Source organism: Propioniciclava sp. LT294, assembly GCF_059516005.1.
Window position 1 is genome coordinate 1 of the sequence record NZ_JCAKNG010000001.1, and the last position, 12,716, is coordinate 12,716.

At 67.6% G+C, this 12,716-nt stretch carries 12 protein-coding genes; 4 read left to right on the forward strand and 8 right to left on the reverse strand.

Annotated features, from left to right (window positions below; translation table 11 throughout):
* Positions 1–35: 35 nt before the first annotated feature.
* The 3 genes from AC5YDA_RS00005 to AC5YDA_RS00015 form a co-directional block, all read right to left on the reverse strand.
* Positions 36–1,297 (reverse strand): IS3 family transposase gene (locus AC5YDA_RS00005; protein ID WP_496184194.1). Its coding sequence is split into 2 segments (ribosomal slippage): positions 36–949 and positions 949–1,297, totalling 1,263 coding nucleotides; the frame shifts between segments, so codons are not numbered across the junction.
* A 62-nt stretch (positions 1,298–1,359) separates the two neighbouring features.
* Positions 1,360–2,805, reverse strand: a complete 1,446-nt coding sequence (locus tag AC5YDA_RS00010; RefSeq protein ID WP_496192660.1) for an ABC transporter permease subunit — start codon at positions 2,803–2,805, stop codon at positions 1,360–1,362.
* Positions 2,798–3,667, reverse strand: a complete 870-nt coding sequence (locus AC5YDA_RS00015; protein WP_496192661.1) for a branched-chain amino acid ABC transporter permease — start codon at positions 3,665–3,667, stop codon at positions 2,798–2,800. Before AC5YDA_RS00015 ends, AC5YDA_RS00010 begins: the two co-directional genes overlap by 8 nt.
* Positions 3,668–3,829: 162 nt before the next feature.
* Between AC5YDA_RS00015 and AC5YDA_RS00020 the strand changes: the two genes are divergently transcribed.
* Positions 3,830–5,050, forward strand: coding sequence for an ABC transporter substrate-binding protein (locus AC5YDA_RS00020; protein WP_496192662.1), 1,221 nt, complete (start codon positions 3,830–3,832; stop codon positions 5,048–5,050).
* A 371-nt stretch (positions 5,051–5,421) separates the two neighbouring features.
* Here the strand turns inward: AC5YDA_RS00020 and AC5YDA_RS00025 are convergent, their stop codons facing one another.
* On the reverse strand, positions 5,422–6,582 hold the full coding sequence (locus AC5YDA_RS00025; protein ID WP_496192663.1) for an acyl-CoA dehydrogenase family protein: 1,161 nt from the start codon (positions 6,580–6,582) through the stop codon (positions 5,422–5,424).
* 1 nt (position 6,583) lies between these two features.
* Positions 6,584–7,063: a MaoC family dehydratase gene (locus AC5YDA_RS00030; protein ID WP_496192664.1), complete on the reverse strand. Its 480-nt coding sequence runs from the start codon at positions 7,061–7,063 to the stop codon at positions 6,584–6,586.
* 95 nt (positions 7,064–7,158) lie between these two features.
* Between AC5YDA_RS00030 and AC5YDA_RS00035 the strand changes: the two genes are divergently transcribed.
* Positions 7,159–8,709, forward strand: a complete 1,551-nt coding sequence (locus tag AC5YDA_RS00035; protein WP_496192665.1) for an acyl-CoA carboxylase subunit beta — start codon at positions 7,159–7,161, stop codon at positions 8,707–8,709.
* Between the two features lie 12 nt (positions 8,710–8,721).
* Positions 8,722–9,045: an EthD family reductase gene (locus AC5YDA_RS00040; protein ID WP_496192666.1), complete on the forward strand. Its 324-nt coding sequence runs from the start codon at positions 8,722–8,724 to the stop codon at positions 9,043–9,045.
* 6 nt (positions 9,046–9,051) lie between these two features.
* Here the strand turns inward: AC5YDA_RS00040 and AC5YDA_RS00045 are convergent, their stop codons facing one another.
* Genes AC5YDA_RS00045 through AC5YDA_RS00055 form a run of 3 tightly spaced genes read right to left on the reverse strand, consistent with a single transcriptional unit; the run spans position 9,052 to position 11,961 of the window.
* Complete coding sequence (locus tag AC5YDA_RS00045; protein WP_496192667.1) at positions 9,052–10,101, reverse strand: MBL fold metallo-hydrolase; 1,050 nt, start codon at positions 10,099–10,101, stop codon at positions 9,052–9,054.
* A complete protein-coding gene (locus tag AC5YDA_RS00050) occupies positions 10,094–10,843 on the reverse strand; it encodes an SDR family NAD(P)-dependent oxidoreductase (protein ID WP_496192668.1) in 750 nt (249 codons plus the stop codon). The genes AC5YDA_RS00045 and AC5YDA_RS00050 overlap by 8 nt, the downstream gene beginning before the upstream one ends.
* The gene (locus AC5YDA_RS00055; RefSeq protein ID WP_496192669.1) at positions 10,840–11,961 is read right to left on the reverse strand and encodes an alkene reductase; all 1,122 of its coding nucleotides are present in this window, start codon (positions 11,959–11,961) and stop codon (positions 10,840–10,842) included. The genes AC5YDA_RS00050 and AC5YDA_RS00055 overlap by 4 nt, the downstream gene beginning before the upstream one ends.
* A 78-nt stretch (positions 11,962–12,039) precedes the next feature.
* Here AC5YDA_RS00055 and AC5YDA_RS00060 point away from each other — a divergent pair, with 78 nt between their 5' ends.
* Positions 12,040–12,654 carry a TetR/AcrR family transcriptional regulator gene (locus tag AC5YDA_RS00060; protein ID WP_496192670.1) on the forward strand — a complete coding sequence of 205 codons (615 nt, stop codon included), beginning with the start codon at positions 12,040–12,042 and terminating at the stop codon, positions 12,652–12,654.
* The last annotated feature ends 62 nt before the right edge of the window (positions 12,655–12,716 follow it).

The following is a 12,716-nucleotide window of genomic DNA, read 5'->3' on the forward strand; positions in this document are numbered from 1 at the left end:
GGGCCTTACCCCCGGATTCTGGACACGGGGTGTGATTACGCGGCGGTCTGCAGCGTAGTGGCCCGGCGGGCCTCGTAGGTGGATGGGGACAGGTAGCCGCACCAAGAGTGACGGCGTCGGGTGTTGTAGCGGACGAGCCAGCGGAAGAGTTCGCGACGGCAGGTCAGCTCGTCGGGCCAGCAGGCAGCGTCTTGGAGGACCTCGCGCTTCATCGCGGCGTTGAACGATTCAGCCAACGCGTTGTCGGCCGACGAGCCGACTGCACCCATGGATTGGGTGACGCCGAGGTTGGTGCACAGCTTGGCGTAGTCCTTGGAGCAGTAGACCGACCCGTGGTCACTGTGGAAGATCGCACCCGTGAGCCGCCCCCGGGTTGAGGCAGCCGCGTTGAGGGCGTCCTCGACCAACTCGGTCCGCATGTGGTCGGCCAGGGCCCAGCCGGCGAGCCGCCGGGAGTAGCAGTCGATGACGGTGGCCAGGTAGAGGTTCGTCCCGTCGGCCAATGGCAGGTAGGTGATGTCGCCGACGTAGCGGCGGTTCGGCGCGTCGGCGGTGAAGTGGCGCTTGAGCAGGTCGGGGTGCTTGTGCCCCGACGGCTCGGGGATCGTGGTTCGCACCCGACGCTTCTTCACGTAGCCGCGGATGCCCTCCAGGCGCATCACCCTGGCGACCCGCTTGTGGTTCACGCGCTCACCGTCAGGCGCGTTGTCGTTGAGCTCGGCGGTGATCCGTGGCGCACCCTGGGTGTTGTCCTGTGTGTGGACGGCTCGGATCCGCTCGGCGAGCTGAGCATCTGCCCGGGCACGCTCCTCGCGTGCCGGCGCCCCGGCTTTCCAGGCGTAGTAGGAGGAACGCTCGATCTCGACGAGCTGGCACAGTCGCTTCACCTCGAAGGTGGCGGAGTTGTCGGCGACGAACTGGAAGCGACTCACCAGCGCGTCTCCCCGGCGAAATACTTGGCCGCCCGCTGGAGGATCTCCCGCTCGGTGGTCAGCTTGGTGGTCTCGAGCTCGAGCTCGTTCACCCGTGCCTCCAGCCGGGCGATCTTCTGCTCCGCCGACTCATCGACCGGTGCAGACGGGCCCGCGGTCGAGGGCTTGGACTGCAGCGGACTGGAGGTCAGCGTCCCGTCAGCAGCGGTCTTCTTGCCGGTGCCGTAGACCTCGAGCCAGTGCCGCAATGTGCCGCGCACGATGCCCAGGTCCTCAGCGATGCCGCGGACCGTGGCCCCCGGCGTGGACTCGTACAAGTCGACGGCCTGACGACGGAACTCCTCGGAGTAGTTCTTCCTAGCCATATCTCGGATCATCTCGCTTCCCCAGCACCAAGTGCTGGATTCAGCGTGTCCAAGAACCGGGGTCAGGCCCCGACCTTCCCCTGCAGGTGGGCACCCACCTTCACGGTGTCGATGACGCTCATGTCCTCGAACAGGCAGGGGGTCTGGAATGTACGGGCCAGCCCTTGGCGCGCCATGACGTGGGCGGGGGCCGTCGTGACGTCCTCGCCGTTCATCTGAATCGAGCCCGAGGTGGGCTTGAGGTTGCCCGACAGCAGGTTGACCAAGGTCGACTTGCCGGCACCATTGGGGCCGATCACCGCCAGCACCTCGCCCGCGTGCAGGTCGAGGGTGATGTCGTTGACGGCCACGACGCCTCCGAACCGCTTGGTCAACCCCTGTGCGGACAGCACTTCTGCACCCACCTGGGGCGTGCCGTGCTCAGTGTCCCCCTGACGCCGGAGCGTGGCCATGTCGACTCCGTCGTGCGTCATGTCCGCAACCGGGTCGGGCTTCGGCACCGGTCGGAACTGACCCCACAGGTACGTGATCAGACCGACCGCGCCCTCGGGGCGGAAGATGAGGATCAGGCACAGCATGAGACCGAAGAAGAGGCTCTCACCAGCGCCTGCAGCCCCCGATCCCCACAAGGTGGTGACGACCCTCTCGATACCCTGGCTGAGCGCCTCGATGAGGAGCGCACCGATCACGGCGCCCCATGGGCTGCGCAGACCACCCAGCACGACGAGAGCCAGCACGCTGATGACGGTGTGCACGCCGAAGGGCGGCGGGTTCACGTACATGATCTGGTGTGCGTAGAGCGACCCGGCCAACGAGCCGAGGATCGCCGACGCCACGAAGATGCGTGTCTTCGAGCTGCGGATGTCGATGCCAGCGGACGCCGCAGCGGTCTCATGGCCGCGGATCGCCTTCAGTGCGCGCCCCTCTCTGCTGCGACCCAAGTTGTGCGCCGCCCAGACGGCCACCCCGACCACGAGCCAGTTCAGGATGAAGTGCTGCGAGGTGTCCATGAGTGCCACGCCACCGAACGTCAAGGGCTGCACACCCATGCCGGACGAGCCACCGGTGATCGTCGCGTTGTTCACGACGAGGTAGAAGATCTCGGTCAGTGCCAGCGTCGCCATGGCGAGGAAGTGCCCGCGGAGGCGGAAGATCGGGGAGCCCAGCAGCCACGCCACCGCACCGGCCACCAAGGCCGCACCCAGGAGTGCGAGGAGAGCGGGGATGCCCAGTTGCGCGGTGAGCAACGCAGATCCATAGGCACCGATGCCGTAGAAGGCGCCGGTCGCGAGGGAGAACTGACCGGCATACCCGGTGACGAGCACCATGCCGAGGGCCAGGAGGGCGAGAATCGCCACGTTGGCGCCGATACCGGTGTGGTAGGTGCCCAAGGTGAGGCCGAGCACGATCGTGGCCACCACCCAGGCGGAGACCGCCCCGATGCGGATCGGCGAGAAGGCGCGGGCACGCGGCCGGCGCGTGGTTTCGATCAAACGGGCTTCAGACACGGTCCACCACCAGGGCGCGGGTCAGGCCCTGCGGCCGCAGCACGAGCAGGGCGATGAGGAGCACGAACACGATCGTGTCGGCGTACGCGGTGGAGATGAACCGCGCCGAGTAGACCTCCACGATCGCGATCAGGAAGCCGCCCACGAGAGTCAGCCCGAGCTTGTCGAAGCCGCCGAGGATGGCGGCGATGAACCCCTTCAGGCCGAACGCGAAGCCGGCACCCACCGAGACGAACGAGGTCGGCACCTGGGCCGACAGGATGATGCCGGCGACCGATCCCGAGACCGCGAAGGCGATGGTCGCCATCAGGCCGAGATTGATGCCGACGACGCCTGCGGCGTAGCGGTTGACCGCGCAGGCGCTCAGTGCCTTGCCCACCAGCGTGCGGTCGAAGAACAGGGTCAACGTGACGTAGAGGAAGATGGTCATCACCAGCAGCCACACGGTCTGTTGCGGGATGGAGGCGCCGCCCACCTGGAACGAGGCCCCGCTGGTGATGGGCGGGAACTGGTGGGGCGCCGTGCCGAAGATCAGTTGGACAGTGGCGCTGATCGCGATGCCGACACCGAGCGTGACGATGGTCTGCACCAGAAGTCCTTGCGCGCGGAGCGGGCGCACGGCCAGGAAGTACATGGCGACGCTCACCAGCGCCCCGACGACGCCACCGACAACGATGGCCAGGATGGGCGGGAGGAACCGCGACGCCACGACCGCGCCGAATGCGCCGGCGACTGCGATGTCGCCTTGGGCGAAGTTGACCATTCCGGTCATGCGATGGATCACCACGAACGCGATGCCGATCGCCCCGTACAGGGCACCCAGCCCGGCAGCGGTGAAGAGGAGTTGCAGGATGAGATCCACGGTGTTGTCACCCCTTTCGGTGGAATTTGGGTTCTGCTTCTTTGCCAGGAACCTTGACAGACGAACGTTTGTTCGTTGAACTTAGGCCCTGACGCAACGACGTGTCAATGGACGGACCGGGCCGAATCCAATCCGGCGTCCGAACAGAAAGGGATGGACCCCATGACCCACCGCAGAGGCGCCAAGTTCCTCATCGCGACGGCCGCGGCCGTCACCGTCCTGCTCGCCGGGTGCAGTAGCGGCGGCGCCCCGGCCGCCCCCGGCGGCAACGCTGGCGCGGGCGAATCCTACAAGGTGGGCGTCCTCGTGGCGTTGACCGGAAGCTACGCCGCGCTGGGTGTGCCTGAGAAGCAGGCGGTTGAGCTCTACATGAAGAAGCTCAACGATGCCGGCGGCATCAACGGCCACAAGATCGAGCTCGTCGTGGCCGACACGGCCAGCAACGAGGGCAACGCGGTCAACCAGTTGCGCAAGCTGGTCACGCAGGACCAAGTCCACGCCGTGATCGGCCCCAGCTCCTCGGGCGAGGCCATTGCCCTGCGGCCGTTCAGCAAGCAGCTGAAGACCCCCGTCATCGCACTGGCCTCCGCTGAGGCGATCGTGCAGCCCGCCGATGAAGCCGCCTACATGTTCAAGGAGTACCTCGACACCAAGCTCAGCCTCAAGGCCCAGATGCAGTACGCCAAGGAGCAGGGCTGGACGAAGGTCGCTCTGTTGTCAACGAACAACGGGTACGGACAAGACGCCGCCAAGTCGTTCGACGAGCAGGTGACGGCCGCCGGCCTCGAGCTGGTAGGCAAGGAGGTGTTCAACGCCGACGCTACCGACGTCACCGCGCAACTCTCCAAGCTGAGCTCGGCCAACCCCGACGTGGTGATGGTCTGGGCGGTCAACCCGGCGAACGCGGTCGTGGCCAAGACGGCGACGTCGCTGAACTTCAAGCCGGCCATCTTCCACGCCCCCGGCGCAGGGTCCCCCGCCTACATCACCAACGCGGGCGCGGCGGCCGAAGGCACCATCCTGCAGGGCTCCAAGGTGCTCGCCTACGAGTCCATGAGCGCCGATGACAAGCAGCACGCCGTCACCAAGGCACTCGTCGACGCCTACCAGAGCGCGCACAACGAGGCTCCTGGCCAGTACGCGGCCAACGGCTGGGACGGCGCGACCATCCTCGAGGCCGGCCTGAAGCAGATCGAGCTGAAGAGCGACGTCCAAGCCACCCGTGACGCGCTGCGCGACGCGCTGGAGAACAAGACGCAGGGCCTCGTTGGCGTGAACGCGATCTACAACTTCACCCCCGACTACCACGGCCCGACAACTCTGACGGGTCTGGCTGTCCTGGGTGTCGAGAACGGCAAGTTCGTCGTCAAGACCTCTTACTGATCCAGACAGGACTGGTGGCCCCGGACCCTGCCGTCCGGGGCCACCAGCGTGCGTCAACGACGCTTCTTGCCTGGCAGACAACGGTTTGGTCGGTTGGGAGCTTCCACGAGCTTCTGCTGGTGTTGCTCAACGGCATCCCGAGCTTCGTGGTGCACCGCAGCGCGCAGGACCCACAGGTGGACCTCGGCCAGCGCTTCCCCCTCACGGAGGTCTTCAAAGGCAGCGGCAGTTCATCATCGTGACTCTGGTCGTGCTCAACGTGCTGGTCGCCGCGCCCGACATGGCCCTCTCGTTGCCCTCCCTGAAGGAGTAGCCGCGTACGAACACAAGGCCCCGGACCTCACGGTCCGGGGCCTTGCGCCTTGTCGAGGTCAGAAGGAGCGCGGCAGTCCGAGCAACTTCTCCCCCAGGTAGTTCTTGGTCATCTCGTCGGTGAGGGGCGCAAACGTGTACAGCCGCGCATCCCGGAAGTACCGCTGCATCGGTGAGAACCGCGCGAACCCCCAGCCGGCCATCACCCGCATCCCCACGTCGGACGCCGTGGTCCCCGCCCGCGATGCCGCGAGTTTGGCCATGGCCGAGGGAACCTCGTCGGGCTCTCCTGCGACGTCGGATGCGATGAGTGCCTTCTCCAGCATGAGGCGTGCCGCCTCGACCTCCATGGCCGCATCCACCAGGGAGTGCTGGAGGGCCTGGAACGCGCCCACCGGACGTCCGAACGCCTCGCGCTGCTTCGCCCAGGCCACGGCCGCATCCAGCGCACCGCGACCGATCCCGAGGGCCACCGCGGCGGCATTGAGTCGCTCGCCGTTGAGGGTGGCCAGCACGTAGCGAAAGCCGCGGCCCTCCTCGCCCATCAACGCCTCGTCGCCCACCCGCACGTCGTCGAACTGAACGTCGTTCTGCTCCAGCCCCCGGATGCCCATCGTGTCGATCACCGAAGCCGACACACCCGCCGTGGAGGTCGGGACGATGAACATCGAGATGCCGTCGATCGAGGAGCGCTCGATGGGCGCCGTCCGGGCCAGCACGATCAGGTAGTTGGAGTGGTTGGCGGCGCCGATCCACTTCTTGGCCCCGTTGAGCACCCACCCGCCCTCGGGATGGCGCTCAGCCGTCGTCTTCATGGCGCGGGCGACATCGGTGCCGCCGTCCGGCTCGCTCAGCGCGAACGACATGTGCATGTCGCCGGCGTACAGCGGCTGGAGCCATCTGGTCTTCTGTTCGGGCGTGGCTCGGGTCTCCAGCAGGTGGACGCCCATGAACTGGACGACGCAGGCCACCCCGATCGAGGTGGCGGTCGCGCCGAGTTCCTCGAGCACGATCGCTTGGGCTCGGCTGGAGGGGCCGTGGACGCCGGGGTCGGCGTCCAGCTGAAGGAACCCGGCGCGGACGAGACTGCGGTAGAAGTCCACGTCGAAGGCCTCACGCTCGTCGAAGTCGGCGAGCCGCTCGTGGGTGGCGTGCGTGGAGAGGAAGTCGCGCAGAGCCGAGCGGAGCTCGTTCGGGTCGTGCCAGGTGGGGACGCCCATCTCAGGCCTCCCCACGGCGCTTGACGAGAAAGCTGCTCCGGAACGTCATCACCTGCGTGCCGTCGCCCTTCAGGACGCGGTACGACAGGGTCCACAGGCCGCGCTCGGGACGGCTGGTCTCCCGGGCCGCTTCGACGGTGGCCTCGGCGTGCAGCGTGTCCCCGACGAACACCGGGGCGGTGGCGCGCACCTCGTCCAGCCCCAGCCAGGCGATGACGTTGCTGAAGTAGCCGGTGTGGGTCAGGTAGCCCAGCGCCAGGGCCAGGGTCATCGGGCCGTGCGCGATGCGCTGGCCGAAGTCGGTCGCGGCAGCGACGTCGGCGTCGAGGTGCAGCGACACGTTGTCGCCGGTCAAGCCGGCCCACGTGACGAGGTGGGCGTCGGTCATGGTGACGCCGGGGCTGACCACGACGTCCCCCGGCAGGAGGTCCTCCCAGTGGTGGTCGGGGCGACCCAGCGTGCGGGAACTGCTTTGTTCCATGTGTGCCTCCAATCTTCGTGATCACCACACTAGACGAACAATCGTTCGTTCGTATATAACTGAGACATCATTTGGTCGACATGGAGGTCCCCATCATGACTGCGACGCCCACCACGGCTCACACGACGGTGCACGAGCGCCTGCAGCACAGCCTCGCCGCCGCGCGTATCGGCGGTTCGCAGAAGAGCCGCGACAAGATCAAGGCGAGCGGCAAGATGCTCGTCCGCGAGCGGCTCGAGTTGCTCTTCGACGGCGACTACCTCGAGGACGGCCTGCTGGCCCGCTTCGAGGCCGGCCTGCCTGGCGACGCCGTGGTCACGGCGTTCGGCTACATCGACGGGCGCGAGGTCTGCGTCATCGCCAACGACTACTCGGTCAAGGCCGGTACGTGGGGAAACAAGACGTTCGAGAAGATCGTCAACGCCCAAAAGAAGGCCGATGCCGCCGGGATCCCGATCGTCTACCTCTTCGACTCTGCCGGCGCGCGCATCGACGAGCAGTTCGAGAGCTTCGCCGGGCGGTACGCCTGGGGGAACATCTTCTACAACCAGGTACAGATGTCGGGGCGCATCCCGCAGGTGACCGCCCTGTTCGGCCCCTCCCCCGCCGGCTCGGCGTACATCCCCGCCCTGTGCGACCTGACGATCATGGTGCGCGGCCACGCGACCGCGTACCTGGGCTCACCGCGGCTCGCGGAGATGGTCACCGGCGAGAGGGTCACCCTGGAGGAGATGGGTGGCGCCGAGATGCACTGCACCGTCTCGGGCCTGGGAGACGTCCTCGTCGAGGACGACGCCGAGGCCATCGCCGCGGTCCGCGTGTGGCTGTCGTACCTGCCCGCCAATTGGGAGGTCGAGCCGCCCATCGGCGCACCTGCGGAGCCGCGCGAAGGCCGCACTATCGAGGAGATCGTGCCCTTGCGTGAGGCCGAGGTGTTCGACATGGAGGAGTTCATCGAGTCGCTCGTCGACGCCGAGACCTGGTTCCCGTACAAGGAGCTCTTCGCCCCCGAGATGCTCACCGGCTTCGCCCGCATGGCGGGGCGTCCGGTGGGGATCGTGGCCAACCAGCCCAAGCACATGGGCGGCTCGATCTTCACCGACAGCTCCGACAAGGCCGCCCGCTTCATCTGGATCTGCAACGCCTACAACATCCCGATCCTGTTCCTGGCCGACATCGCCGGCTACATGATCGGCTCGGCCGTCGAGCGGCAGGGCATCATCCGCCACGGCGCGAAGATGATCTTCGCCGTTTCCGAATGCCGGGTGCCGCGCATCACGGTGCTGGTCCGCAAGGCCTATGGCGGCGGTTACCTCGCCATGTCGGGTGCGCCCATGAACCCGGACGCCGTGATCGCCCTGCCGACAGCGCGCCCGGCGCTCATGGGCCCGGATGCTGCGGTCAACGGCATCTACTACAACGAGATCCACGCGATTGAGGACCCGGCCGAGCGTGCCAAGTTCGTCGCTGAGAAGCACGCCGAGTACGCCGAGCAGATCGACGTGTTCAAGATCGCCGACGCCAACGCCGTCGAGGCCGTCGTGCCTGCAAACTCGCTGCGCGAGGACCTGATCCGCCGGCTGGCGTTGTACACGAAGCGCAAGCGAGTGCCGGTGGCGCGCCGCCAGGCTGTCACGCCGGTCTGAGGGCGATGTCCAATGATCAAGGTGATGGCGGTGCTGACCCGCAAGGCCGGCACGACCCGGGAGCACTTCGAGCAAGAGTGGGCTGTCACGCACCCCCCGCTCGTGGCCAAACTGCCCGGGCTGCGCCGGTACCTGCAGCACCCGGCGGTGTCCCACAAGGACAAGCGGTGGCCCCACGACGGCATCGCCGAGCTCTACTTCGACACGATGAAGGACGTGGCCGTGGCGTTCTCCTCCGACGCCGCAGGCCTCATCTTCGCCCACGAGGACGAGTTCCTCGAGTCGATGGAGTGGTTCTTGGTCGACACCGACCAGATCCGGGAACCGCTTGCCTGAGGCGGCTCAGCCGTTGCTCGAGGAGGTCAGCCCGGGCAGCGGCTGAGTCTCGTCGCGCGCCATCAGCCACTGCAGGTGCGCGGCCGTCTCGGCCAGGGCCAGCCGCAACGCCAGCCCCCGGAGTTCGTCGAATCCGCGTGACCAGTGCACGCGCTGGGCCACCGACCAGACGGTGGGATTGGGTTGGGTCGCCACGGCGTCCCCCACCTCGGCCGTGCGGGCGTGGACGTGGTCGAGCAGCTGGCGCGATCGCGCCGCCAGCCCGCGAAAGCGGAACTCGTGCGCGGGCAGCACCTCCAGGTCGGGAGCCACCAGCGTCCGCTCGAGGGCGCCCACCAGCGTGGCCAGCGGGTTCTGGGGCGCGCGCATTTCCAGGGCGACGTTGGAGGTGATCCGGGGCAGCAGGTGGTCCCCCGCGTATGCGACCCCCGATGCGGTGTCCCACAGGCAGACGTGTCCCGGCGTGTGTCCCGGGGTGTGGTGCACGACCGCGGTCGTGTCACCCAACCTGATGGCCTCCCCCTCGACAAGGCGCACGTCGGGATCGCGGAAGCCCTGCATCTCCCTGAGTCCCGCTGCGGGCAGGATGGCCTCGGGGATGCGGTCAGCCGGGACGCCCCAGGTGTGCATCCGATGCCGGTCTGCCTCCTCCTCGGCCCGGACGTCATCGACCGCCGTGATGTAGCGGAGTTCGTGCTCCCCCATTGCGACCCAGGCGCCTGTGGCGTCGGCCAGTCGCCCAGCCATCCCGAGATGGTCGGTGTGGAAGTGTGTGGCGACGATGCCGGAAACCTCACGCAGCCCGATGTCGGCGAGGACGAGGCCGTCGACCAGGTGAGCCCAGCCCGTGGAGGAGTCGAACCCCGGGTCGATCACCGTCGCCCCGTCACGCCCCTCGACCACGTAACACAGGGTGTAGCGCATGGGGTTGCCGGGGAAGGGAACCGGGATCGACCACGCCCCGTGCGGCAGCCTTTCCACGGGCGGCAGCTGGCGGGCCCGCCAGGCCGCCCGCTGGGCATGGCCCGTGACGTGGACGCCGCCGCCGTCAGCCACGCGGATCGATGAGCTGGAAGTAGCTGATCGCTCCCCCATCGATGAGCAGGTTCGCACCGTTGATGTTGCGAGCATCGTCGGTGAGCAGGTGGGCGACCAGGCCGCCGATCTCCTCTGGGTCGATCACCGTTTCGGTGGGCACCTTGTCGGCCACGGCGTCCCGCACGGACTGGATGACCATGGGGGTGTCCACGACGCCGGGGTTGATGGCGTTGATGGTGACCCCGGTGCCCTTGAAGTCGACCACGAGGGCCCGGGTCAGGTTGGTCAGGCCACCCTTGGAGGCGGCGTAGCTCGGGTACGGATAGCCGGTGAGGCCCGCGATGGAGGAGATGTTGACGACACGGCCCCACCCGCGCTCGACCATGCCGGGTGTGAAGGCACGGATCATCGCGTACGGTGCGACGAGGTTGACCTCGATGCTGCGGCGGAAGTCGGCCACCGTGCAGTCGACGAGCGGGAGACGATCCAGGATGCCGGCGGCATTGACCAGCGCGTCCACCGGGCCGACCTCGGACGCGACCGCGTCCACCAGCCCCGCGACGTCGGCCTCATCGGTGAGGTTGGCCGCGAATGCGTGGGCTCCGGCGGAGGCCTCGCCGAGCTCCTCGCGTGCGCGCGTCACCCCGGCCTCCGAGACGTCGACGAGCACGAGCCTGTGGCCGGCATCGGCAAGGCGCCGGTTGATGCCGCGGCACATGCCGCCGCCGGCTCCGGTGATGAGAACGGTCCGCTGGGTCATGGGTGCACATCCTTCACGGGGGTGAGGTCGTCTGCTTCCAAGGTGGGGTAGTCGGTGTAGCCCTCGACGCCGCCGCTGTAGAAGCCCTTCGCGCGCACCTCGTTGAGGCGGGCGCCGCGGCGGAACCGTTCGGGGAGGTCGGGGTTCGCGATGAACAGCCGGCCGAAGCCCACCATGTCAGCCACACCGTCGGCGAGGAGCTGCTCGGCGCTGGCCAGCGTGTGGTCGCCGGTGACGATGACGACGTCGTGGAACTGGCGGGCGTAGAAGGCCGACTCGACGGCGTCGTGGGCGCGCTGGGTCGAGGTCGAGCCGGCGATGGCGGGCTCCACGAGGTGGAGGTAACCGACGCCGGCGTGGTTCAGGACCTGGATCGCTGCCGAGTACACGCCCCGCTTGTCGTCGTCGAGCATGTCCATCCAATCCGACGACGGCGACAACCGGACACCGACCCGCTCCAGGGGGAGGACATCGGCCAGCGCCTCGAGCAGCAAGGCCAGGAAGCGCGTCCGGTTCTCGATGCTACCGCCGAAGTGGTCGGTTCGCCGGTTGGCACTGGTGTTGAGGAACTGGTCGATCAGGTAGCCGTTGGCGCCGTGCAACTCGACCCCGTCGAACCCCGCCGCGCGGGCGTTGGCGGCTGCCGTGGCGTACTGCTGGATGATCTCGTGAATCTGCTCGACGGTGAGTTCGCGGGGAACCTCGTACGGGATGCGGCCGTTGAGGCTGCGGTACTGGAAGTTCTGCACGGGCACCGCCGAGGGGGCCAGCGGGGGCAGGCCGTCGGGTTGCACCGACGAGTGGGACTGGCGCCCCACGTGCCACAGCTGGCAGTAGGCGAGCGCGCCCCCGTCATGGATCCCAGCGACGATGGGACGCCATGCCTCTGCCTGCTCTGCAGTGTAAATGCCGGGCACGCGGGGATAGGCCACCCCCTGCGGCGACACGACCGTCCCCTCGGAGACCACCAGACCCGCTCCGGAACGTTGCCCGTAATACAGTGCCATCAAGGCGTTGGGCATCCCGTCCTCATCGGCGCGCGACCTCGTCAAGGGTGGGAGCACCATACGGTTCGCGGCGACTTGGCCCCCGATGGTGACTTTCTCGAAAAGACGCATGTGGAGTTCCTAACAAACGTTCGTTTGCGTAGTAGTGTGGTGCCAGCCACGGCGGCTGTCAATGACGAAGGAGGGACCATGAGCGGCAGAGAAACGGCGGCGACGATCCGTCGGGAGGCCACCGAGCTCTTCTTCAGGCAGGGGTACCACGGGACGAGCCTGCGCGAAGTCGCGGCCGCATCGGGCCTCAAGGTCGGCAGCCTCTACAACCACATCGCCGGCAAGGACGACCTGTTGCTGCAGATCATGGGCGGCATCATGGACGACCTTCTGGTCCTCCACGAGCAGGCCGTGACCGTCACGGGCGATGCGGTCGACACCCTGCTGGCCGCGCTGTCCGTCCACCTTCGGTTCCACGCCGAGCGCGCACGCGAGGTCTTCATCGGCAACGCCGAGCTCCGCAACCTCGAGGGCGAGGCACGCGCGACCATCGTGGCGAAGCGCCACGACTACCAGCTCCGCCTCGAACGGCTGGTTGCCAATGCCGGCGAGGCGGGACTGGCCGAGGTCCTCACCCCCCGGATGCACGTCTACAGCATGGTGGCCAACGGCAACCACCTGGCCAGCTGGTACCGGCCCGAGGGACCGCGCCCGCTGGATGACATCATCGGTGACTACCTGCGCATGCACCTGCGCGAGCTCAACGTGACGGACTCCGACACCCGCGTGACCAGGCTCCTCAAGGCCGCCTAGGAACACCCCCCTTGCCAAAGGGAGGGGGCCGTGGTTATCTTATGAACGAACGTTCGTTCGTA

Excerpts from the sequence above, each read along its gene's own strand:
- AC5YDA_RS00020 (WP_496192662.1), top strand. The coding sequence starts at position 3,830 with ATGACCCACCGCAGAGGCGCCAAGTTCCTCATCGCGACGGCCGCGGCC.
- AC5YDA_RS00025 (WP_496192663.1), bottom strand. The coding sequence starts at position 6,582 with ATGGGCGTCCCCACCTGGCACGACCCGAACGAGCTCCGCTCGGCTCTG.
- AC5YDA_RS00030 (WP_496192664.1), bottom strand. The coding sequence starts at position 7,063 with ATGGAACAAAGCAGTTCCCGCACGCTGGGTCGCCCCGACCACCACTGG.
- AC5YDA_RS00035 (WP_496192665.1), top strand. The coding sequence starts at position 7,159 with ATGACTGCGACGCCCACCACGGCTCACACGACGGTGCACGAGCGCCTG.
- AC5YDA_RS00040 (WP_496192666.1), top strand. The coding sequence starts at position 8,722 with ATGATCAAGGTGATGGCGGTGCTGACCCGCAAGGCCGGCACGACCCGG.
- AC5YDA_RS00050 (WP_496192668.1), bottom strand. The coding sequence starts at position 10,843 with ATGACCCAGCGGACCGTTCTCATCACCGGAGCCGGCGGCGGCATGTGC.
- AC5YDA_RS00055 (WP_496192669.1), bottom strand. The coding sequence starts at position 11,961 with ATGCGTCTTTTCGAGAAAGTCACCATCGGGGGCCAAGTCGCCGCGAAC.
- AC5YDA_RS00060 (WP_496192670.1), top strand. The coding sequence starts at position 12,040 with ATGAGCGGCAGAGAAACGGCGGCGACGATCCGTCGGGAGGCCACCGAG.